General features: G+C 54.4%; 19 protein-coding genes. 5 read left to right on the top strand and 14 right to left on the bottom strand.

Translation table 11 applies throughout. From position 1 onward, the window contains the following. Window position 1: 1 nt before the first annotated feature. The 13 genes from ftsW to leuO form a co-directional block, all read right to left on the bottom strand. On the bottom strand, window positions 2-1,240 hold the full coding sequence (gene ftsW, locus DW56_RS04895; protein WP_024552341.1) for a cell division protein FtsW: 1,239 nt from the start codon (window positions 1,238-1,240) through the stop codon (window positions 2-4). Further along, window positions 1,240-2,556: a UDP-N-acetylmuramoyl-L-alanine--D-glutamate ligase gene (gene murD, locus DW56_RS04890; RefSeq protein ID WP_024552342.1), complete on the bottom strand. Its 1,317-nt coding sequence runs from the start codon at window positions 2,554-2,556 to the stop codon at window positions 1,240-1,242. The genes ftsW and murD overlap by 1 nt, the downstream gene beginning before the upstream one ends. 2 nt (window positions 2,557-2,558) lie before the next feature. Next, the gene (gene mraY / locus DW56_RS04885; protein WP_024552343.1) at window positions 2,559-3,641 is read right to left on the bottom strand and encodes a phospho-N-acetylmuramoyl-pentapeptide-transferase; all 1,083 of its coding nucleotides are present in this window, start codon (window positions 3,639-3,641) and stop codon (window positions 2,559-2,561) included. Next, complete coding sequence (gene murF, locus DW56_RS04880) at window positions 3,635-4,993, bottom strand: UDP-N-acetylmuramoyl-tripeptide--D-alanyl-D-alanine ligase (protein ID WP_024552344.1); 1,359 nt, start codon at window positions 4,991-4,993, stop codon at window positions 3,635-3,637. Before murF ends, mraY begins: the two co-directional genes overlap by 7 nt. Beyond that, on the bottom strand, window positions 4,990-6,477 hold the full coding sequence (gene murE / locus DW56_RS04875) for a UDP-N-acetylmuramoyl-L-alanyl-D-glutamate--2,6-diaminopimelate ligase (protein WP_024552345.1): 1,488 nt from the start codon (window positions 6,475-6,477) through the stop codon (window positions 4,990-4,992). Before murE ends, murF begins: the two co-directional genes overlap by 4 nt. Beyond that, window positions 6,464-8,230, bottom strand: a complete 1,767-nt coding sequence (locus DW56_RS04870; RefSeq protein WP_024552346.1) for a peptidoglycan glycosyltransferase FtsI — start codon at window positions 8,228-8,230, stop codon at window positions 6,464-6,466. Before DW56_RS04870 ends, murE begins: the two co-directional genes overlap by 14 nt. Window positions 8,231-8,245: 15 nt before the next feature. Then, the gene (gene ftsL / locus DW56_RS04865; protein WP_024552347.1) at window positions 8,246-8,611 is read right to left on the bottom strand and encodes a cell division protein FtsL; all 366 of its coding nucleotides are present in this window, start codon (window positions 8,609-8,611) and stop codon (window positions 8,246-8,248) included. After that, a complete protein-coding gene (gene rsmH, locus DW56_RS04860; protein ID WP_024552348.1) occupies window positions 8,608-9,549 on the bottom strand; it encodes a 16S rRNA (cytosine(1402)-N(4))-methyltransferase RsmH in 942 nt (313 codons plus the stop codon). The genes ftsL and rsmH overlap by 4 nt, the downstream gene beginning before the upstream one ends. A 2-nt stretch (window positions 9,550-9,551) precedes the next feature. After that, window positions 9,552-10,010 carry a division/cell wall cluster transcriptional repressor MraZ gene (gene mraZ, locus DW56_RS04855; RefSeq protein WP_024552349.1) on the bottom strand — a complete coding sequence of 153 codons (459 nt, stop codon included), beginning with the start codon at window positions 10,008-10,010 and terminating at the stop codon, window positions 9,552-9,554. A gap of 559 nt (window positions 10,011-10,569) precedes the next feature. Next, window positions 10,570-11,571 carry a catabolite repressor/activator gene (gene cra, locus DW56_RS04850; protein ID WP_024552350.1) on the bottom strand — a complete coding sequence of 334 codons (1,002 nt, stop codon included), beginning with the start codon at window positions 11,569-11,571 and terminating at the stop codon, window positions 10,570-10,572. A 180-nt stretch (window positions 11,572-11,751) separates the two neighbouring features. Next, on the bottom strand, window positions 11,752-12,243 hold the full coding sequence (gene ilvN, locus DW56_RS04845; protein WP_024552351.1) for an acetolactate synthase small subunit: 492 nt from the start codon (window positions 12,241-12,243) through the stop codon (window positions 11,752-11,754). Window positions 12,244-12,245: 2 nt separating this feature from the next. Continuing rightward, complete coding sequence (gene ilvI / locus DW56_RS04840; RefSeq protein ID WP_024552352.1) at window positions 12,246-13,970, bottom strand: acetolactate synthase 3 large subunit; 1,725 nt, start codon at window positions 13,968-13,970, stop codon at window positions 12,246-12,248. 404 nt (window positions 13,971-14,374) lie between these two features. Continuing rightward, a complete protein-coding gene (gene leuO / locus DW56_RS04835; protein ID WP_024552353.1) occupies window positions 14,375-15,322 on the bottom strand; it encodes a transcriptional regulator LeuO in 948 nt (315 codons plus the stop codon). A 646-nt stretch (window positions 15,323-15,968) separates the two neighbouring features. Here leuO and leuL point away from each other — a divergent pair. From leuL to leuD, 5 genes are all read left to right on the top strand, one after another. Further along, window positions 15,969-16,055 carry a leu operon leader peptide gene (gene leuL / locus DW56_RS23120; protein ID WP_110876375.1) on the top strand — a complete coding sequence of 29 codons (87 nt, stop codon included), beginning with the start codon at window positions 15,969-15,971 and terminating at the stop codon, window positions 16,053-16,055. Between the two features lie 98 nt (window positions 16,056-16,153). Continuing rightward, window positions 16,154-17,725: a 2-isopropylmalate synthase gene (gene leuA, locus DW56_RS04830; protein WP_024561986.1), complete on the top strand. Its 1,572-nt coding sequence runs from the start codon at window positions 16,154-16,156 to the stop codon at window positions 17,723-17,725. Continuing rightward, the gene (gene leuB, locus DW56_RS04825; RefSeq protein WP_024555267.1) at window positions 17,725-18,816 is read left to right on the top strand and encodes a 3-isopropylmalate dehydrogenase; all 1,092 of its coding nucleotides are present in this window, start codon (window positions 17,725-17,727) and stop codon (window positions 18,814-18,816) included. Before leuA ends, leuB begins: the two co-directional genes overlap by 1 nt. Window positions 18,817-18,818: 2 nt before the next feature. Then, entirely contained in the window at window positions 18,819-20,219 is a 1,401-nt protein-coding gene (gene leuC, locus DW56_RS04820) for a 3-isopropylmalate dehydratase large subunit (protein WP_024555268.1), read from the top strand. 11 nt (window positions 20,220-20,230) lie between these two features. Continuing rightward, the gene (leuD, locus tag DW56_RS04815; RefSeq protein WP_024561985.1) at window positions 20,231-20,836 is read left to right on the top strand and encodes a 3-isopropylmalate dehydratase small subunit; all 606 of its coding nucleotides are present in this window, start codon (window positions 20,231-20,233) and stop codon (window positions 20,834-20,836) included. Between the two features lie 69 nt (window positions 20,837-20,905). Here leuD and DW56_RS04810 read toward each other — a convergent pair whose 3' ends face one another. Next, window positions 20,906-22,084 carry a sugar efflux transporter gene (locus DW56_RS04810; protein WP_024561984.1) on the bottom strand — a complete coding sequence of 393 codons (1,179 nt, stop codon included), beginning with the start codon at window positions 22,082-22,084 and terminating at the stop codon, window positions 20,906-20,908. Between the last annotated feature and the right edge of the window lie 100 nt (window positions 22,085-22,184).

The raw sequence follows: 22,184 nt of genomic DNA, 5'->3' as shown, positions 1-22,184 counted from the left end.
CTTAACCTCTTGTAAACGCCTGCGCTTTCTCCAGGCGCGTTTCATAATCAATTCGCAACAGCAGCATGATCGCCGTCGACATAATCAGCAAACTCGAGCCGCCGTAACTGATAAGCGGCAATGTCAGGCCTTTTGTCGGCAGCATGCCCGCGGCGGCCCCAACGTTAACCAGCGCCTGAAAGCTAAACCAGATACCGATAGAACAGGCGAGAAACCCAGCGAAACGCTGGTCAATCTCCAGCGCCCGTCGGCCGATCGACATAGCACGAAAAGCCACGAAGAATACCATTAAAAGTGCGAGTACCACACCGATATAACCCAGTTCTTCGCCGATGATGGAGAAGATGAAGTCGGTATGCGCTTCCGGCAGATATTCCAGCTTCTGCACCGAGTTGCCAAGCCCTTGACCCCAAAGCTCGCCACGGCCAAAAGCCATCAACGACTGGGTGAGCTGATAACCGCTGCCGAAAGGATCTTCCCACGGGTTCCAGAACGACGTTACGCGACGAATACGATAAGGTTCGGCGAGGATAAGCAACACCACCGCCGAGATGCCCATGCCGATGATGGCGATAAACTGCCAGAGTTTGGCGCCAGCAAGAAACAGCATTGCAAGCGTGGTGACGAACAATACCACCACCGTACCGAGGTCCGGCTGCGCCAGCAGCAGCACCGCCATCACCAGAATAACGCCCATCGGTTTTAAGAAGCCGCGCAGGTTATTGCGCACCTCGTCCACCTTGCGCACAAGGTAGTTAGAGAGGAAGCAAAACAGCGAAAGTTTGGAAAACTCCGCAGGCTGAATACGCAACGGGCCAAGCGAAATCCAGCGCGACGCCCCGTTTACGGAGCTGCCGACCACCAGCACGATAAGCAGCATGATGATAGAGGCGATAAGCATAGCGGCGCTGTGCCGCTGCCAGAAGGCCATCGGCAGGCGCAAAGTAACCATCGCCAGACAAAATGCCAGCACAATGTAGAGTGCATCGCGTTTGGCGAACAGGAAAGGATCGTTCGCCAGTCGTTGCCCTACCGGCATCGATGCTGACGTCACCATAATAAAGCCGATGGCGGCGAGCCCCAGAGTCAACCACAGCAGAGTACGGTCGTACAGTACAATACTGTTAGCGTCTTTTTCCCGCGAGCCCATCACCCAACCCTTCACCGCCATAAACAACCATACCAGGATTGCGGATCCTGGTATGCGCGGGAGGCGAAGGCGTGGAAGAGATAAGCGCATCAGCCTAACTCCTTCGCCAGTCGGGTAAAGATATCGCCGCGCTGCTCAAAGTTTTTAAACTGATCGAGACTGGCGCAGGCGGGCGAAAGGAGCACCATGTCGCCAGGCTGAACCACTGCTGCAATCTGGCGCATCGCCTGTTCCATGGTTTCGCTCTGCTGAGCAACTTCAGGGCGCAGCGCGGCGAGTTCCGCGCCATCGCGGCCAAAGCACCACAGCCGAATACGCTCGCCCTGCAAATAGCGGCGCAGGGGCGTAAAGTCTGCCGATTTGCCATCGCCGCCCAGCAGCAGATGCAGCGTGCCGTCTACATGCAGCCCATTTAAAGCCGCCTCGGTGCTGCCGACATTGGTGGCTTTGGAGTCGTTTATCCAGCGCACATGGTTGTGCTCAAAAGCCAGCTGAAAGCGATGAGGCAAACCGGTAAAAGTGGTGAGCGCTTTCAGGCTGCTGGCGCGCGGCAGGCCTGCCGCATCCGCCAGCGCCAGAGCCGCCAGGGCGTTGGTATAGTTATGCTGGCCGACAAGCTTCATCTCTTTTACGTTCAGGACCTTTTCACCTTTGACCCGCAGCCATGTCTCGCCCTGCTGCCGGTTAAGATGATAATCGCCCACATCAATGCCGAAGCTGATGCAGCGCTCGTCCGCGCCGCGCACTGGCATGGTCAGCGCGTCGTCGGCGTTCACCACGCACACTTTCGCGTTTTCATAGATACGCAGTTTCGCCGCACGATATTGTTGCAGGCCAAACGGGTAGCGATCCATGTGATCTTCCGTCACGTTCAGGATCGTGGCGGCGGCAGCCTTCAGGCTGGAGGTGGTTTCAAGCTGGAAGCTGGAGAGCTCAAGCACATACAGTTCGCGCGCTTCATCCAGCAGCATCAGCGCGGGCAGGCCAATATTGCCGCCTACGCCCACGTTAATCCCTGCGGCTTTCGCCATCTCGCCTACCAGCGTGGTAACAGTGCTTTTACCGTTTGACCCCGTAATGGCAATAATCGGCGCCTGCGCTTCGCGACAAAAGAGTTCGATATCACCGACGATTTCCACGCCGGCCTCCGCCGCCGCGCTCAGCGCCGGGTGCGCCAGCGCCATGCCCGGGCTTGCGACAATAAGGTCGGCAGCCAGCAGCCAACTTTCGTTTAAATCGCCCAGATGACGCTCGACCGCTTCCGGCAGCTTATCGAGACCCGGCGGAGAGAGACGAGTATCCACAACGCGCGGAGTAACGCCGCGCGCCAGAAAAAAGTCCACGCAGGAAAGCCCGGTTAGCCCAAGGCCGATGATGACGACTTTTTTATCCTGATACTCTGCCATGATTAACGTACCTTCAGCGTTGCCAGGCCAATCAGCACCAGCATCAGCGAAATAATCCAGAAGCGCACAATGACGCGCGGCTCGGGCCAGCCTTTCAGTTCATAGTGGTGATGAATCGGCGCCATGCGGAAAATACGCTGACCGCGTAGCTTAAAGGAGCCGACCTGTAGGATCACCGACAGGGTCTCGACCACAAACACGCCGCCCATAATCACCAGCAAAAACTCCTGACGCAGCAGCACGGCGATAACGCCAAGCGCGCCGCCAAGCGCAAGCGAGCCAACATCGCCCATGAAAACCTGAGCCGGATAGGTGTTAAACCATAAAAAACCGAGCCCCGCGCCCACAATAGCGGTACAGACAATCACCAGTTCGCCTGCGTGACGCAGATAAGGAATATGGAGATAGTTAGCGAAGTTCATGTTGCCGGTCGCCCAGGCCACCAGCGCAAAGCCGCCTGCCACCAGCACGGTCGGCATAATCGCCAGACCATCAAGCCCATCCGTCAGGTTAACGGCGTTGCCAGTACCGACGATGACAAAGTAGGCCAGCAAGATGTAGAAAATGCCCAACTGCGGCATAACATCCTTAAAGAACGGCACAACCAGTTCCGTCGCCGGTGTATCTTTCCCGGTGATATAAAGCGCGAAAGCCACCGTAAGCGCAATCACCGACATCCAGAAGTATTTCCAGCGGGCAATCAGGCCTTTAGTGTCTTTACGCACCACTTTGCGGTAATCATCCACGAAACCTACCGCGCCGTAACCTACCAGAACAAAGAGCACACACCAGACATAAGGGTTGGAAGGATAGGCCCAGAGCAGCACCGAGACCACAATAGAGGTCAGGATCATAATGCCGCCCATGGTCGGCGTGCCGCGCTTGCTGAAGTGCGATTCCGGACCGTCGTTACGTACAACCTGGCCAAAAGAAAGCTGTTGCAGGCGGGCGATAAGGCGCGGCCCCATCCATAAAGAAATGAAGAGCGCGGTCAGCAGGCTGACGATGGCGCGAAACGTCAGATAAGAAAAGACGTTAAAGCCCGAATAATATTTGACCAAATGTTCGGCCAGCCAAACTAACATGTCCCCTTCTCCTGTAATGCGCGTACTACCTCTTCCATGGCGGCACTACGTGAACCTTTCACTAAAATGGTGATAACCGAATGTTCTGCAATCAGCGCTTGCAGACGCGCTACAACAGCGGCTTTATCGCTAAAATGTTCGCCCACGCCGCTTGCCTCGCCTATAGTCCGGCTCAGGCTGCCTACGCTTAATACGCAATCAATGCCTGCCGCTTTCGCTGCCTCGCCAACCTGGCGGTGACACGCTTGCGCTTCTGCGCCCAGTTCGGCCATGTCGCCAACCACCAGCACCCGGTAGCCGGGCATCTCGGAAAGCACCTGCGCCGCCGCCGTCATCGAGCCGACGTTGGCGTTATAGCTGTCATCCAGCAACAGCTGGTTTTCTGCAAGCATGATGGGGAACAAACGCCCCGGCACAGCGTTAAGCTTCGCCAGACCGGTTTTAATCGCTTCGTGATGTGCCCCGACCGCCATCGCCAGCGCCGTGGCCGCCAGCGCATTCGCAATGTTATGACGACCCGGCAGCGGCAGCACGACGTCTATATCGCCTGTTGGCGTGCGAAGCGTGAATTCGGTTCCGTGAGAGGTCACATGAATATTGGTGGCGGTAAAATCGCTCTGGGCGGCATTGGGTGAAAAGCGCCATACCTTGCGATCGCCAATAACGCTTTGCCAGTTCAGCCAGTCGTTGTTGTCGGCATTCAAAATGGCAATGCCGTCTGTCGGCAAACCGGTGAAGATTTCCCCTTTGGCTTTCGCCACGCCCGCAAGCGAGCCAAACCCTTCCAGATGCGCCGCCGCCAGGTTATTAACCAGCGCAGCCTCGGGCCGCGTCAGGCTCACCGTCCAGGCAATTTCGCCCTGATGATTCGCACCAAGTTCAATCACCGCGAATTGATGTTCTGGCGTCAGGCGCAGCAATGTCATCGGCACGCCGATGTCGTTATTCAGGTTGCCAGCGGTGTAAAGCGTGTTGCCGCACTCGCCAAGAATGGAGGCGGTCATCTCTTTTACTGAGGTTTTGCCGGAAGAGCCCGTCAGCGCGACGACGCGAGTCGGCACTTGCTGGCGCACCCAGGCGCCCAGCGCGCCGAATGCCAGACGGGTGTCTTCTACCAGCAACTGCGGCAGATCGCAGTCGACCTTACGACTCACCAGCAGCGCGCCTGCGCCGCCCGCTTTCGCCTGGTCGGCAAAATCGTGCGCATCAAAGCGCTCGCCTTTCAGGGCGACAAACAAGCAGCCTGGCGTTAATTTGCGGGTATCGGTCGTCACATCGACGATGTCTGCATCGTTGCCCAGCAGTTCGCCGTTCAGCACGGCGGCAAGCTGGCTTAAAGAAACGCGGATCATGCCACTACTCCCAGCAGGCGGGCTGCGGTAACGCGGTCGGAATAATCGAGACGGCGAGTGCCGACTATCTGGTAGTCTTCATGGCCTTTGCCTGCAATCAGCACAACGTCATTCTCTTTCGCCTGCATGATGGTGCTGGTTACGGCTTCCGCGCGGCCTTCCACCACGCGAGCGCGGCCTGCATCAAGCATGCCTGCAAGAATGTCAGCGATAATCGCCTTTGGCTCTTCCGTTCGTGGGTTATCGTCCGTGACCACGGCGATATCGGCGTACTGTTCCGCAATGGCGCCCATCAAAGGACGCTTGCCTTTATCGCGATCGCCGCCGCAGCCAAAGACGCACCACAGCGTGCCTGCGCAGTGCAGTCGCGCAGCCTCAAGGGCTTTTTCAAGCGCGTCCGGGGTATGCGCATAATCCACAACCACGGTCGGTTTGCCTGGCGCGCTAAATACTTCCATTCTTCCGCACACGGGTTGAAGCCGGGAAGCAACGGCAAGCAATTCCGCCAGCGGATAGCCCAGCGCCAGCAATGTCGCCAGCGAAAGCAGCAGGTTGCTGACGTTAAAAGCGCCCATCAGGCGGCTTTCAATTTGCCCTTCGCCCCAGGAAGAGGAGAAGCGAATGGTGGCGCCGCTGTCGTGGTAGTCGACGCCTGTTGCCTTCAGCCAGCGGCCATGGCAATCCGGATTAATCTTGTCTTCCATCGACACGGCAACCGCGTCCGGCAGGTTTGCAAGCCAGCGGCGACCCACTTCGTCATCGGCATTAATAATCGCTTGCCCGTAATGATGAGAAGAGAAGAGCAGCCATTTAGCGGCTTCATAACGCTCCATGTCGCCGTGATAGTCGAGGTGATCGCGGCTTAAGTTCGTAAAGACAGACGCGGCGAATTTCAGCGCCGCCACGCGATGCTGTACCAGCCCATGGGAGGAAACTTCCATAGCCGCTACCGTCGCGCCCTGCCCTGCAAGGTTAGCAAGCACTTGCTGTACATCTACTGCTGAACCGGTCGTGTTTTCCGTCGGGCTCACTTTGCCCAGCAAACCATTGCCTACAGTGCCCATCACCGCGCTGGTTTCGCCAAGCAGTTGGCTCCATTGCGCCAGCAATTGCGTTGTGGTGGTTTTACCGTTAGTGCCGGTTACGCCAATCAGGCGCAGGCGCTCAGAAGGCTCGTTGTAAAAGCGCCCCGCCAGCGCGGAAAGACGTTCCGTGAGCTGGCTTAAATAGATAACCGGCACGCCGTGCATTTCGCGGATTTCACCGTCCGTCGCTTCGCCCTGCGCTTCAGCAACGATGGCAGCCACACCTTGCGCTATCGCCTGCGGGATATATCGACGCCCGTCCGCCTGATGACCGACCACCGCCACAAAAAGATCGCCCGACGCAGCCACACGGCTGTCGAGCGTCATCTCTCGCAGTGCCCGCTCCGGTGCGCCTGGCACCCACGGAGCGAGAAGGTCGCGCAAATTACGATCTGCCACCTGTTCCCTCTTCTCGATTAATTACAAATTCACTTTTCTCACCCGTTGCCAGCGCGTCCGGCTCGATATTCATGGTGCGCAACACGCCGCCCATGATGGCGCCGAAAACGGGCGCTGACACCGCGCCGCCGTAATATTTACCCGCCTGCGGATCGTTGATTACCACCACCAGCGCGAAACGCGGGTTGCTGGCAGGCGCAACGCCTGCTGTATAAGCAATGTATTTATTGATGTATCGCCCGTCCGGCCCCACTTTTTTCGCCGTACCGGTTTTAATGGCGATGCGATACCCCTTAATGGCCGCCTTCACGCCGCCGCCGCCTGGCAGCGCCACGCTTTCCATCATATGCACGACGGTGCGGACAATAGATTCCGGGAAGACGCGCTCGCCCGGCACAGGAGGATCGACTTTCGTTATCGACAGCGGACGGTAAATGCCATAGCTGCCGATGGTTGCGTAGACTCGCGCTAACTGTAACGGCGTTACCATTAGCCCATAGCCGAAAGAGAAGGTGGCCCTCTCTATGTCAGACCACCGTTGTTTTTGAGGATATAAGCCACTGCGTTCTCCGACCAACCCCAAATTGGTCGCCTTTCCCAGTCCAAAACGTGAGTAAGTATCTACTAACGCTGAGGACGGCATCGCTAACGCCAGCTTGGAAACGCCGACGTTACTCGACTTTTGCAGTACCCCGGTCAGGGTCAATTCGCTGTAACGCGCCACGTCTTTGATCTCGTGGCCGTTGATTCGGTAAGGAACGGTGTTTAGCACGGTATTTTCACGCACTACGCCGCGCTGCAATGCGGTCATCACCACCATGGGCTTAACCGTGGAGCCGGGTTCAAACACGTCGGTAATGGTGCGGTTACGCATGACATCTTTCGGGGTGCCGGCGATATTGTTCGGGTTATAGGAGGGGCTGTTCGCCATCGCCAGGACTTCGCCCGTATTGACGTCTACCAGCACGGCGCTACCCGATTCCGCTTTGTTGAAAGCCACGGCATTGCTCAGCTCACGATAAACCAGCGCCTGGAGACGCTCATCAATACTGAGCGCAAGATTATGCGCAGCCTGACTGTCGGTGGAAGAGATGTCTTCTATAACGCGGCCGTAACGGTCCTTACGAACGATACGTTCGCCCGGCTGGCCGGTAAGCCATTTATCAAAGCTTTTTTCCACGCCTTCGAGTCCCTGGCTGTCGACGTTGGTAAAGCCGATGAGGTGAGCAGTAACTTCGCCAGAAGGGTAGTAGCGACGCGATTCCTGGCGTAAATGAATGCCAGGAAGCTTGAGTTTTTTGATGTACTCGCCAATATCCGGGTTTACCTGACGGGCGAGATAGATAAAACGGCCTTTAGGGTTAGCGTTAACGCGCGCCGAGAGCTGGTCGAGCGGCAGTTTTAGCGCATCGGACAACGCTTTCCAGCGGTTATCCAGCGTAATGCCCCCTGCGTCATGCAACTCTTTGGGATCGGCCCAGATCGCGTTAACCGGTACGCTCACCGCCAGTGGCCTGCCCGAGCGGTCGGTGATCATGCCGCGTGAAGTAGAGACTTCCTGAACGCGCAGCGATCGCATATCGCCCTGGCGCACCAGCATGTCAGGATTAATAATCTGAAGCCATGCCACGCGGCCCAACAGGAATCCCAGTGCCAGCAGTATACAGCCGCAAAGCAACGCAAAACGCCAGCTGACAAAGCTGGCCTGCTCTTCCTGGCGTTTCGGTTTAAGCGATTTTGCCGCTGCTTTCATTCGTTGCGTTAGTCCTTATTTCTGTACCACAATATTTTCCTGTGAGGGATCGACGTGCTGCATTTGCAGCTTATCCGTCGCTATCCGCTCCACCCGGCTGTGATCGCCAAGGGCGTTTTCTTCAAGGATCAAATTTCGCCATTCAATATCCAGCGCGTCGCGCTCGACCACCAGTTGTTCGCGCTGCGCCGTTAAAAGACGCGTGTGATGCGCTGTAGTGACCACAACAACGGCGGTAATAATGATGGCGATAAACAGACAGAGTGGCAGTTTCCCGTGACGCAAAAGATCGCCACCGATAACCGCAGGCAAAGCGTGACGCTCGGTGCCTGAAAGCGATCCGGTAACTTTGTTAAAGGTCTCTGTCACTCTGCTGATCATGCGCTCGTCCTTTCTGCAATACGCAGCACTGAACTTCGGGCGCGCGGGTTTTCCGCCACTTCTTCATCGCCCGGCATCAATTTGCCTAATGCTTTTAATTCGCGTCCGCCCAGCTTTCGCAACTGTTCTTCCGTCATGGGTATTCCTGCCGGAACTTGCGGACCGCGGCTTTGCTCGCGCATAAAGCGTTTTACCAGCCTGTCTTCAAGCGAGTGGAAACTAATGATGGAAAGACGCCCGCCGGGAGCGAGCACCTTCAGAGAGCCTTTCAGCGCCAGCTCTATCTCTTCCAGCTCGCTGTTTACCCAGATGCGCACGGCCTGGAAAGTACGTGTCGCAGGGTGTTTGAACTTATCTTTAACAGGCGTAGCGGCCGCCACGACTTCGGCTAACTCTTTTGTCCGCGTCATTGGCGCTTCGCGGTTGCGCTCGACAATGGCGCGGGCGATACGCTTAGCAAAACGCTCCTCGCCATAGGTTTTTAATACCCAGGCGATATCCGCTTCTTCCGCTGACAGTAGCCATTCAGCGGCAGACTGGCCGCGCGTGGGATCCATCCGCATATCCAGCGGGCCGTCGCGCATGAATGAAAAGCCGCGCTCCGGATCGTCCAGTTGCGGCGACGAAACGCCGAGATCGAGCAGGATGCCGTCAATCTTGCCGGTGAGGTTGCGTTCTTCAATGTAGTCAGACAGCGCGGAAAAAGGCCCGTGTACGAAAGAAAAACGTGGGTCGTCAATCTGTTGCGCAACAGCAATGGCTTGCGGATCGCGGTCGATCGCAATTAAGCGCCCCTGCGGCCCAAGCTGTGAAAGAATAAGACGCGAGTGACCACCGCGACCAAAAGTGCCATCAATATAGATGCCATCTGGACGAATATTCAGGCCGTTGACGGCTTCATCAAGCAATACCGTCGTATGTTTATAATTTTCCATCATCTTTATAGAGACAAATCCTGCAATCGTTCTGACAATAAGTTGGCAGAGGACTGCTCAGCGTCGATGTCTTCCCTGACACGTTGATACCAGGTCGTTTCGTCCCACAGTTCAAACTTATTGAACTGCCCAACCAGCATCACTTCTTTGGTAAGCCCCGCATGTTGGCGTAATACGGGCGCCAGCAGCAGTCGGCCGGCATTGTCCATCTGGCATTCGCTGGCATGGCCCAGTAACAGGCGTTGAACGCGCCGTTCCGCCGGGTTCATGCTCGACAGACGAGACAACTTATGTTCGATAATTTCCCATTCCGGGAGCGTATAAAGCAGCAGGCAGGGATGATGAATATCGATAGTGCATACCATTTGGCCTGACGCAGCTTCGATGAGTTTTTCACGATAGCGGGTCGGGACGGATAAACGCCCTTTGCTGTCGAGATTAACTAACGTTGCGCCACGGAACATGCCTGCCTCACCGGGTTATGCTTATCCCACCACTTTATCCCACAAATTACCACCACCGCGAGTTTACGGAGCGGAGGAAAAGCTTGTCAAGCCAGCACACAGACAGGTACAGACAAAACATCCGGCGCTATTGTCCAGGCCCTGGCGCAGAAAAAACCAGACAGGTAATTCAGGGGAATTAACGCTATGAATATTTGTAAAAAAATAACGGGTATTCGCAGCGTGCGAAAAAAAGCCACACACAAGCGATGAGACGAATGCTATGCGGAGTTTGCGACGCGGGCGGCATTTTAAGGCAAAACTTCTTTTGTTAACAGCGGGAGTTAACGTAACGGCCTGGCGCAGCACTGGCGGGCTTGTGACAAAAAAGAGAGCCAGCGCGTCACGCTTATAAAAGAAATGGCTGTAACAAAATAATACATATTAAGCAGGTATTTATTGGTCATTATGCGCTTTATAAAAAAGCAAACCTTTCGCGCCTTTCATTCGGAATCCGCTTTTTTATCTGCATGGATAATTCCGAATAATAAAAAAAGGCGGTCTTTGCCGCCTTTCTTGACTACCGACTTAAGCTGCCGCGCCGGTAGAGGTTGCGTTTAATGCGCGTCAGACCGGGTTTGGGTTTGCGCGGCTCGTCCAGGCTTGCCAGCACCAGTTCCAGAACTCGCTCCGCCACGTCGCGATGACGCTGCGCGACCGCCAGGACCGGGCATTGCAGAAAATCGAGCAGTTCATTATCGCCAAAGGTAGCAATAGCGAGGTTTTCAGGAAGGCGCCCTTCCCTGCGCAGCGTAACGTCCATAACCCCCTGTAACAGAGCAAAAGAGGTAGTGAACAGCGCCTGCGGCATGGGGTGGGTTTCTAACCATTTCTCAAACAGCTGACCTGCCGCTTCGCGTTCATAACTGTTGGCATAAAGAAAATGCACTTCGCGCGGGTCATCCTTCCAGGCGTGACGAAAACCTTGTTCACGTAAAAAGCTTACCGAAAGCTCAGGCAACGCTCCCAGATAAAGCACCGTTTCAGCAGGAAACTTACGCAGTTCGCTGCCCAGCATTTCCGCATCTTCCTGGTCGGCGCCTACAACGCTTGTGAAGTGTTCGCGATCGAGCGCGCGATCCAGCGCGACAATGGGAAAGGCGTCGCGGGCCCAGCGCTGATAAAAAGGGTGTTCCGGAGGTAAAGAAGTAGAAACGATAATGGCGTCAACCTGGCGCTGGAGGAGGTGTTCAATACAGCGCATTTCATTATCAGGTTGGTCTTCTGAGCAGGCGATTAGTAACTGGTAGCCCCGCTGGCGCGCCTGGCGCTCAAGGTAATTGGCGATACGGGTATAACTGGTGTTTTCCAGATCCGGGATAACCAGACCGATAGAGCGGGTGCGTCCGGCACGTAACCCGGCGGCAACGGCGTTAGGGTGATAATTATGCTCACGTACCACCGCCATCACTTTTTCAACAGTTTTATCACTGACCCGATACTGTTTGGCTTTTCCATTGATGACATAGCTCGCCGTGGTGCGCGACACGCCAGCCAGCCGCGCGATTTCATCCAGTTTCACGATTGCCCCTTAAATAAAAATGTTACTCCATAACCTTTGCAGGGTTATAAGTTAAAATCCTTAACATCTAAGCGCAGAACAGTAACCTGGGCAACTGCTTTTGCACGCTGGTGCCGGAGCGACTGCAAAAAAAAGCCCGGGCATAATGCGTCGGGCTAATAAAGAGGCAAACTTTAGCGACTAGCGCATGATCTTTTCACCGCGCGCCAGGCCCACTACGCCGGAACGCGCCACTTCAACAATTTTTGCTACGTCGCGCAGCGTGGCGAGGAACGCATCCAGTTTTTCACTGGTGCCTGCCAACTGAACGGTATAAAGCGATGGTGTCACATCGATAATCTGGCCGCGGAAGATTTCTGTATTTCGTTTCACCTCTTCCCGCCCGTAGCCGCTCGCCTGGATTTTCACCAGCATGATCTCACGCTCGACATGCGCTCCCTGGCCCAGTTCGCTGACGCGCAGCACATCCACTAATTTGTGCAGCTGCTTTTCAATCTGTTCCAGCACTTTTTCATCGCCCACCGTCTGGATGGTCATACGCGAAAGCGTTGGGTCATCCGTTGGCGCAACCGTCAGGCTTTCAATGTTGTAGCCACGCTGAGAGAAGAGACCGATTACGCACGACAATGCGCCCGATTCGTTTTCCAGTAAGACAGATAATATCCGGCGCATAATCAGGTTCTCTCCGTTTTGCTTAACCACATCTCATCCATACTGCCGCCGCGGACCTGCATCGGATAAACGTGTTCGGTGCCATCCACTGTGACGTCCACAAAGACCAGACGGTTGTTGCGCACATGCTCCAGCGCTTCGCCAAGCTTGCTTTCTAACTCTTCTGGTTTGGTGATGCCGATGCCCACATGGCCATAAGCCTGAGCCAGGCGAACAAAATCCGGCAGCGATTCCATATAAGATTGCGAATGGCGACCGGAATAGATCATATCCTGCCATTGCTTCACCATGCCGAGGTAGCGGTTGTTCAGGTTGAGCACCAGCACAGGCAGTTCGTACTGCAACGCCGTCGAAAGCTCCTGAATATTCATCTGGATACTGCCGTCGCCCGTTACGCACACCACGGTTTCATTCGGTAATGCCAGCTTAACGCCCAGCGCGGCAGGCAAACCAAACCCCATGGTGCCAAGGCCGCCGGAGTTGATCCAGCGACGCGGCTTGTCGAAGGTGTAATACAGGGCGGCGAACATCTGATGCTGACCGACATCGGAAGTCACATAAGCATCGCCATTAGTTAAACGGTGCAGCGTCTCAATAACCGCCTGCGGTTTAATGCTGGCGCTGTCACGGTCGTAGCTCAGGCACTGACGCGCCCGCCATTGTTCAATCTGTTGCCACCAGTCGCGAATATCATCCAGCGGCTGCTGAACGCTTTCCTGTTCCAGCAGCTCCAGCATTTGCTGCAACACATGCCGGGCGTCGCCTACGATAGGTATATCCGCCGAAATGGTTTTAGAAATAGAGGTCGGGTCGATATCAATATGCAACACCGTCGCGTTCGGACAATATTTAGCCAGATTATTGGTGGTGCGATCGTCAAACCGTACGCCGACAGCAAAAATGACGTCGGAATGATGCATCGTCATATTGGCTTCGTAGGTGCCATGCATGCCTAACATGCCGAGCGCCTGACGATGCGAGCCTGGAAAAGCGCCAAGCCCCATTAAAGATGAAGCAACAGGAATGTTGAGTTTTTCCGCCACTGCGCGCAGTTCAGCCTCGCATGCGGCATTGATTGCGCCGCCGCCTACGTACATAACCGGCTTTTTCGCCGCAATGAGCGTTTGCAGCGCGCGTTTGATCTGCCCTTTGTGTCCCTGTGTCGTAGGGTTGTACGAGCGCATACTGACAGAGTCAGGCCAGACATACGGCAGTTTCTTCGCCGGGTTGAGAATATCTTTCGGCAAATCGACAACCACCGGGCCAGGACGCCCGCTCGCGGCGAGCCAGAACGCTTTTTTCAGTACGCCCGGAATATCTTCCGTTTGTTTAACCAGAAAGCTGTGCTTCACGACCGGGCGAGAGATGCCCACCATGTCGCATTCCTGAAAAGCGTCATAACCAATAAGAGATGTCGCCACCTGGCCGGATAGCACCACCAGCGGAATAGAATCCATATAAGCCGTTGCGATGCCGGTTATCGCGTTCGTCGCGCCGGGACCGGATGTGACCAGCACAACGCCCACTTCACCCGTCGCGCGGGCAAGGCCATCAGCCATGTGTACTGCCGCTTGCTCATGGCGCACCAGCACATGATCGATACCGCCGACAGTATGCAGCGCATCATAAATATCAAGCACCGCGCCGCCGGGATAACCGAATATCTGTTTTACGCCCTGATCGATTAACGATCGGACGACCATCTCGGCTCCTGATAACATCTCCATGATTTGCCTCCAGGCTTGTGTTTATAGGCTGACGGCAGAAATCATTTCCGCCCTGTCATTGTCACAGGTAAGCGTGCCCTGTCGTTTTTATCGTTTGAGTAATGGCCCTAACATAACCGCTGAAAATCAGGCAATCAAATGACCTTCGTGAAGCGGGCAGCACGCCAGGCGGCGAATAAAATGAGAAAAGAGGAGGCGATACGGTAAGAAACACTAAGTATAAGCAAAAGCGATGAAGGGAAATGTTGTCAGAAGGCTGATTCGCAGAGTTAAATCAAATTTATAAGGCGATTATCGAAACAACAGATCCCGAGGCGCTTATAACAGTCGAATATGCTGTAAAAAAGATAAAAAAAAGAAAAACCGGCCAGTCTGGCTGGCCTGGCTTTTTCACAGGTATGAAATCAGGCGGCTCGGCAGATAGTTACCAGCAATTCTTCCATCCACTGATGCCCTTTATCCCTGCCAGCGGCCTCGTGCCAGGATAAATAACAGGTACGGTTATTCAATACCAGAGGCAGCGGCAGTACGGCTAAATTCCACGTCTGTTTATATTCTTCCGCCAGCCAACGTGGCGCTATGGTGACAAGATTAGTGCGTGAAACCACATTCAATACGCTGGTCATCGCCATGCCCTGGTAAGCGATGCAGGCTTCTTTTTCAGGCGTGTTATACCAGGGGGCGCTAAATGAACCGTAGCGGTCGAGCACAACTACCGCATGCTGCTCCTGATAAATATTCGCTTCAAGCGTCAGCGTATCCTGGCGGGGATGCTCTTTACTGCAAACTAATACCATTTCATCTTTAAAAAGGGGAACGCATGAAAATTCAGGACGCCGGAAATCGTCATAACCAATAACAAATTCCACTTCCTGATAGCGAAGCTGATGTTCGATATTCTGATTTAATGACGATTTAAATACCAAATGGATATTAGGGGCAATGCTATTCACTTTATTGTAAATACGCGAGGTCAGTAAATTATCCAGAGGGCTGCAAACGCAAAGATTAAACAATCTTTCGCTGCTAAGAGGCTCAAACCCTGAGCCGGGCAATTCATTCTGAACGAGTTGTAGCGCCTGGCGGATAGACCCAAACAGCTGGTGCGCTCGCGCGGTGGGTTGAATGCCTCTGCCATAACGCACAAATAATTCGTCGTTAAACATAACCTTGAGGCGTGCAACGGCGTTACTGACGGCTGGCTGCGACATACCTAAAGTCTGCGCAGCGCGGGTGATGTTTTGCTCCTGCATAACGGCATCAAAAACGGTTAAAAGGTTAAGATCCACCATGCGTAATTGTGTTTTTAATCCTTCCTGCACTGGTAGATGCTCAATATAATCCTCAGACATAGTCTACTCCACTTGTTCATTAATTCCCTTGCCCTGGAATAACCACTACTTACTTCGTTTAACATGTAGCAATCGCAAGCAAAAGATTGAAAATAAGAATTCAGAAAAAGCCAAAATTTTGTCAGATAATGATGTGTAATTATTCATGCGACAGCATGAAAAAAGAACTTTTCACAAACATAATTAATATTTTTGTTTTCTGACGGCGAGATCAAATCATAAAACCTGCAAATGTACAACAATTCATCAAGTGAATATTTATTTAAGCTTTATTAAAATGTTACCCGTCCACCGTGCCATTCTTAACAGAAAAGCAGCAATTTATTTATAAATACACTCAATAATATTCAGCAAATAAATTATATCTTTTATATCATCAGGATAGTCAGCGCTTAAATATGTTTTCAATTGCACATAAATTTATAAAAGAATGTATAAATGCGACAAATTATAAAAACAGCACTTTTTCACCATAATGTTTACTCCTGCCCGCCGGACAATTTTCAGCACAATACGCTAAATATTCTTCGCGTCTGAATCGGCCAGAGACGTTCTGTCAGGGTGTCCAGGGGTTGACACCTTCCCCCGTATCAAGTACCACTAAAAGCATATTCCGATTCACAGTTTTCATTTTGAGGTTTGATGCATGATTCGCACGACTCGTCTGGCAGCGCTACTACTACTAAACGCATCCACTGTGCGCGGTAGAGTGCTGGGCGACGGTTGCCACTGAGTAACATCAAGCCATCAGCAAAATACAAAACCCGCGCCAATGCGCGGGTTTTTTTATGCTCGTAGCAGGCGCCCTCAGACAGAATAAGGACCGTAACCATGAGCCAGCAAGTCATTATTTTTGATACCACTTTACGTGACGGCGAACAGGCGTTGCAGGCGAGCCTGAGCGTAAAAGAGAAGCTGCAAATCGCACTGGCGCTGGAGCGTATGGGCATTGACGTGATGGAAGTTGGTTTCCCGGTTTCCTCGCCAGGCGATTTTGAATCGGTCCAGACCATTGCCCGCCAGGTAAAAAACAGCCGCGTCTGTGGGCTGGCGCGTTGTGTAGAAAAAGATATCGACGTAGCCGCCGAAGCGCTGCGCGTGGCGCAAGCGTTCCGAATCCATACTTTTATCGCCACCTCGCCAATGCACATTGCGACCAAGCTGCGCAGCACGTTAGATGAAGTGATTGAGCGCGCAGTCTATATGGTCAAACGCGCGCGTAATTACACCGATGACGTAGAATTTTCTTGTGAAGACGCCGGGCGTACGCCGATAGCCGATCTGGCCCGCGTAGTGGAAGCCGCCATCAACGCAGGGGCCACCACTATCAACATCCCCGATACCGTTGGTTACACCCTGCCCTTCGAATTCAGCAATATCATCACCGGCCTGTATGAGCGTGTACCTAATATTGATAAAGCCATCATTTCTGTACACACCCATGACGATTTAGGCATGGGCGTCGGCAACGCCATCGCGGCGGTGCATGCAGGCGCGCGTCAGGTTGAAGGCACGCTGAACGGCATTGGCGAACGCGCCGGCAACTGCGCGCTGGAAGAGGTCATTATGGCCATCAAACTGCGCCAGTCTATGCTGAACGTGCACACCAACATTAATCATCATGAGATCTGGCGCACCAGCCAGACCGTCAGCCAGATCTGCAATATGCCCATCCCGGCGAACAAAGCGGTGGTGGGCTCCGGCGCCTTCGCTCACTCTTCCGGCATCCATCAGGATGGCGTACTGAAAAACCGTGAAAACTACGAAATCATGACGCCGGAATCCATCGGCCTGAATCAGGTGCAGTTGAACCTGACCTCCCGTTCCGGCCGCGCGGCGGTTAAACACCGCATGGAAGAGATGGGTTATCACGAAGATGACTACAACCTGGACGATCTGTATGACGCATTCCTGAAGCTGGCGGATAAAAAAGGCCAGGTATTTGATTACGACCTGGAAGCGCTGGCGTTCATCAACAAGCAGCAGGAAGAACCGGAACATTTCCGTCTGGACTACTTCAGCGTGCAATCCGGCTCCAACGATATCGCCACCGCTTCCGTGAAGCTCGTTTGCGGCGATGAAGTGAAAGCGGAAGCGGCAAACGGCAATGGCCCGGTCGACGCCGTTTATCAGGCTATCAACCGCATTACTGACTACAACATCGAGCTGGTGAAATATGGCTTAAGCGCGAAAGGCCACGGTAAAGACGCACTGGGCCAGGTGGACATTGTCGTTAACTATAACGGCCGCCGCTTCCACGGTATGGGCCTGACGACCGATATCGTCGAATCTTCCGCCCGCGCCATGGTACATGTGCTCAATAACATCTGGCGCGCCGGGGAAGTGGAAAAAGAGTTGCAACGCAAAGCACAGAATAAAGAACACAATCAGGAAACCGTGTGATGTCTAAAAATTATCATATTGCAGTTTTGGCGGGCGATGGCATTGGCCCGGAAGTCATGGCGCAAGCCCTGAAAGTACTGGATGCAATTCGTCAGCGTTTTGACATACGTATTACCACCAGCAGCTATGACGTAGGCGGCATCGCCATTGACCGTCACGGCAATCCGCTGCCGCAGGCGACGCTGGAAGGCTGCGAGCAGGCCGACGCCATTCTGTTCGGCTCCGTAGGCGGCCCGAAATGGGAACATCTGCCTCCCGCCGAACAGCCGGAGCGCGGCGCGCTGTTGCCGCTGCGTAAACACTTTAAGCTTTTTAGCAACCTGCGCCCGGCCAGGCTCTATCAGGGGCTGGAAGCGTTCTGCCCGCTGCGCGCTGATATTGCCGCTAACGGCTTTGATATTCTGTGCGTACGCGAACTGACCGGCGGCATTTACTTCGGTCAACCGAAAGGTCGCGAAGGCAGCGGCATGCACGAAAAAGCGTTCGATACCGAGATTTATCACCGTTTCGAAATCGAGCGTATCGCCCGTATCGCTTTTGAATCTGCCCGCAAGCGCCGTAGCAAAGTCACCTCTATCGATAAAGCGAACGTGCTGCAAACGTCGCTGCTGTGGCGTGAAATCGTTAATGAAATCGCCAAAGAGTACCCGGACGTTGAACTGGCGCACATGTATATCGATAACGCCACGATGCAGCTGATTAAAGACCCGTCTCAGTTTGACGTGCTGCTCTGCTCCAACCTGTTTGGCGATATTTTATCGGATGAATGCGCCATGATTACCGGCTCCATGGGCATGTTGCCTTCCGCCAGCCTGAACGAGCAAGGTTTTGGCCTGTATGAGCCCGCAGGCGGCTCGGCGCCGGATATTGCAGGTAAAAATATCGCCAACCCGGTTGCGCAGATCCTGTCGCTGGCGCTGCTGCTGCGCTATAGCCTGGACGCTGACGACGCGGCAACGGCTATTGAAAAAGCCATCAACCGCGCGCTGGAAGAAGGCGTGCGCACCAGCGACCTGGCACGTGGAGCACAGGCCGTCAGTACCGATGAAATGGGCGACATTATTGCCCGCTATGTGGCCGAAGGGGTGTAACCATGGCAAAGACCTTATATCAGAAACTGTTTGACGCCCATGTGGTTTTTGAAGCGCCAAATGAAACCCCGCTGCTCTATATCGACCGCCATCTGGTGCATGAAGTGACGTCACCGCAGGCGTTTGACGGCCTGCGGGCGCATGGTCGCCCGGTGCGTCAGCCGCGTAAAACGTTCGCCACCATGGATCACAACGTTTCCACGCAGACAAAAGACATCAACGCCTCCGGTGAAATGGCGCGCATTCAGATGCAGGAGTTAATCAAAAACTGTAATGAGTTCGGCGTTGAGCTCTATGACCTGAACCATCCTTATCAGGGCATCGTCCACGTAATGGGGCCTGAGCAAGGCATCACCCTGCCGGGCATGACGATTGTTTGCGGTGACTCGCATACCGCCACGCACGGTGCGTTCGGCGCGCTGGCGTTTGGCATCGGCACCTCTGAAGTCGAACATGTGCTGGCGACGCAAACCCTGAAGCAGGGTCGCGCCAAGACCATGAAAATTGAAGTGAAAGGCAAAGCCGCGCCGGGCATTACCGCAAAAGACATCGTACTGGCGATCATCGGTAAAACCGGCAGCGCGGGCGGCACCGGTCATGTAGTGGAATTCTGCGGCGAAGCCATTGAAGCGCTGAGCATGGAAGGCCGCATGACCCTGTGCAATATGGCTATCGAAATGGGCGCCAAGGCGGGCCTGGTCGCGCCGGATGAAACCACTTTCAACTACGTAAAAGGCCGTCTGCATGCGCCGAAAGGCCAGGATTTTGAAGACGCGGTGGCATACTGGAGCACGCTGAAAACCGACGAAGGCGCGCAGTTCGATACTGTCGTTACGCTGGATGCGCAAGAGATTGCGCCGCAGGTCACCTGGGGCACGAACCCAGGGCAGGTGATTTCGGTAACGGACAACATTCCGGATCCGGCCTCCTTCACCGACCCGGTCGAGCGCGCCAGTGCGGAAAAGGCGCTGGCCTACATGGGCCTGAAGCCAGGCGTGCCGCTGACAGAAGTCGCTATCGACAAAGTCTTTATCGGCTCCTGTACTAACTCGCGTATCGAAGATTTACGCGCGGCGGCGGAAATCGCCAAAGGCCGTAAGGTCGCGCCGGGCGTGCAGGCGCTGGTCGTGCCAGGATCCGGCCCGGTAAAAGCGCAGGCGGAAGCGGAAGGGCTGGATAAAATCTTTATCGAAGCAGGTTTTGAGTGGCGTCTGCCGGGTTGCTCCATGTGCCTCGCAATGAACAACGACCGTCTGAACCCGGGCGAGCGTTGCGCGTCTACCAGCAACCGTAACTTTGAAGGTCGTCAGGGGCGCGGCGGGCGTACGCATCTGGTCAGCCCGGCGATGGCGGCAGCGGCCGCTGTTAACGGTCATTTCGCCGATATTCGCGGCATGAAATAAGGAAGAGAACCATGGCAGAAAAATTTACACAGCATACCGGCCTGGTGGTTCCGCTGGATGCCGCCAACGTTGACACCGACGCCATCATTCCTAAGCAGTTTCTGCAAAAGGTTACGCGCACCGGGTTCGGCGCTCATCTCTTTAACGACTGGCGCTTTCTGGATGATAAAGGCGAACAGCCGAACCCGGAATTTGTGCTGAACTTTCCCGAATATAAAGGCGCCACCATTCTGCTGGCGCGAGAGAATTTTGGCTGTGGCTCGTCGCGCGAACACGCGCCCTGGGCGTTGACCGATTACGGCTTCAAAGTGGTTATTGCACCAAGCTTCGCCGATATTTTTTATGGCAACAGCTTTAATAACCAGCTGCTGCCGGTGACGCTGAGCGAACAGGAAGTGGACGAAATGTTTACCCTGGTGAAGGCGAACCCGGGTATTCGTTTTGAAGTGGATCTGCAAGCGCAGGTGGTGAAAGCGGGCGATAAGTCCTACAGCTTTAGTATCGACGCGTTTCGCCGTCACTGTATGCTGAACGGCCTGGATAGCATCGGCCTGACGCTGCAACATGAAGACGCTATTGCCGCTTACGAGAACAAACAACCCGCGTTTATGGGTTAAGCCGTCCCCTTTATCACTTAACTCGCAAACCCAATCGCAGGGCGGCAAGCGCAGCCGCCCTCGCTTTTCTTAAACGTCCTTCACCCGGCTCGTCAGTACAAGGGTCAGCAGCGAGATCCCCGCAATAACCCAATAAACAGCGAAGTGGCCAAAGCTTTCCACCAGCGCGCCCTGAATCACGCCAGCCAGAATCACGCCCGTAGAGATGCTGTTGGTAAACAGGGTAGTGGCCGAACCGGCGCGCCCGGGCATTAAATCCTGAAACCAGAGCATGCCGATCCCGGCAATAATGCCAATAAAGATGGCGTTAAAGATTTGCAATACCACCAGCCCTTCGTAGCTGTGGAACAGGATAAGCCCCAGATAAAAGAGCACGCCCGCCGCCACCGCCAGCACCATCAACCGACGCTTGCCGAATCGCTTAACGCAGTAGCCCGCCAGCAGCATAGCCGGGATCTCAAGACCAGCCGCCGTGCCCATTAACGCCCCGGCGAGGGTATCCGGCAGCCCCAGATCCTGGCTTATCCACAGCGGCATATCGATGATATACATGGTGTTGCAGGTCCACATCAGCATTGAGGCGACAAACAGCAGCCGCACATTTTTATCTTTCCAGCCGCTCACCTGCGTCAGCGCCACATCCGCCGGTTGCTCCACTCGCTCTACGGAAGGCAGCGCGAAGATGATAATCATCAGGCTGATAACGAAAATACCCGCCGCTATCAGAAACATGGTGGTAAAGCCGTAGTTGAGCGCCAGCATAAAAGAGAGCGGCGGACCAATGACCCATGCCAGCGACAGCTGAGCGCGCATAACGGAGCTGAACATAACCACTTCACGGGCAGATTTATCAGCGTACTCGCGGGCCAGCGCAAAGATTTGCGGCATAGAGGTGTTCGCCAGCGATGCCAGCAATACGCCAGCGGTAATCAGCGTCAGATAATGCCGGTTAAAAGCGAAAAGCAGACAGTTGGCTACCGCCATCAGGCAGCAGAACATAATTAATTTGCGACGATCGCCCTGTGTGTCGGAGCGTTTCGCCAGCCACAGGCTTACCAGAATCCCGGCAATCGCATTAACGGTATAAAAAAGCCCGACCCAGAAGGGACGCACTTCCACTTCACGACTGAGAAACAAACTGAGCGTCGGCGCCTGTAGCGCACCTGCTATGCCCATCATAAAAGCCACGGACATAAAGGCGACATAGATCCGATTCAGGCGACGACCTTTGGTTAAGAACCAGCGCATTAAGATGCATCCTTTCAGCAAGGCGGGGAGATAAGTTCAGCAAACAAAAAAGAAAAAAGCCAGCAACATACGCTGCTGGCCGGTGAAAAGCACCAATACT

This window comes from Franconibacter helveticus LMG 23732 (assembly GCF_000463115.2).
Classification (GTDB): Bacteria; Pseudomonadota; Gammaproteobacteria; order Enterobacterales; family Enterobacteriaceae; genus Franconibacter; species Franconibacter helveticus.
This window is presented reverse-complemented; position numbering and strand designations above follow the sequence as displayed.

Coding starts and splice junctions, on each gene's coding strand:
- DW56_RS04870 (WP_024552346.1), bottom strand. CDS start 8,230: ATGAAAGCAGCGGCAAAATCGCTTAAACCGAAACGCCAGGAAGAGCAG.
- leuO (WP_024552353.1), bottom strand. CDS start 15,322: ATGTCTGAGGATTATATTGAGCATCTACCAGTGCAGGAAGGATTAAAA.
- ftsL (WP_024552347.1), bottom strand. CDS start 8,611: ATGATCAGCAGAGTGACAGAGACCTTTAACAAAGTTACCGGATCGCTT.
- murD (WP_024552342.1), bottom strand. CDS start 2,556: ATGGCAGAGTATCAGGATAAAAAAGTCGTCATCATCGGCCTTGGGCTA.
- murF (WP_024552344.1), bottom strand. CDS start 4,993: ATGATCCGCGTTTCTTTAAGCCAGCTTGCCGCCGTGCTGAACGGCGAA.
- leuL (WP_110876375.1), top strand. CDS start 15,969: ATGATTCGCACGACTCGTCTGGCAGCGCTACTACTACTAAACGCATCC.
- ilvI (WP_024552352.1), bottom strand. CDS start 13,970: ATGGAGATGTTATCAGGAGCCGAGATGGTCGTCCGATCGTTAATCGAT.
- mraY (WP_024552343.1), bottom strand. CDS start 3,641: ATGTTAGTTTGGCTGGCCGAACATTTGGTCAAATATTATTCGGGCTTT.
- leuB (WP_024555267.1), top strand. CDS start 17,725: ATGTCTAAAAATTATCATATTGCAGTTTTGGCGGGCGATGGCATTGGC.
- ilvN (WP_024552351.1), bottom strand. CDS start 12,243: ATGCGCCGGATATTATCTGTCTTACTGGAAAACGAATCGGGCGCATTG.
- mraZ (WP_024552349.1), bottom strand. CDS start 10,010: ATGTTCCGTGGCGCAACGTTAGTTAATCTCGACAGCAAAGGGCGTTTA.
- leuC (WP_024555268.1), top strand. CDS start 18,819: ATGGCAAAGACCTTATATCAGAAACTGTTTGACGCCCATGTGGTTTTT.
- DW56_RS04810 (WP_024561984.1), bottom strand. CDS start 22,084: ATGCGCTGGTTCTTAACCAAAGGTCGTCGCCTGAATCGGATCTATGTC.
- leuA (WP_024561986.1), top strand. CDS start 16,154: ATGAGCCAGCAAGTCATTATTTTTGATACCACTTTACGTGACGGCGAA.
- rsmH (WP_024552348.1), bottom strand. CDS start 9,549: ATGATGGAAAATTATAAACATACGACGGTATTGCTTGATGAAGCCGTC.
- leuD (WP_024561985.1), top strand. CDS start 20,231: ATGGCAGAAAAATTTACACAGCATACCGGCCTGGTGGTTCCGCTGGAT.
- ftsW (WP_024552341.1), bottom strand. CDS start 1,240: ATGCGCTTATCTCTTCCACGCCTTCGCCTCCCGCGCATACCAGGATCC.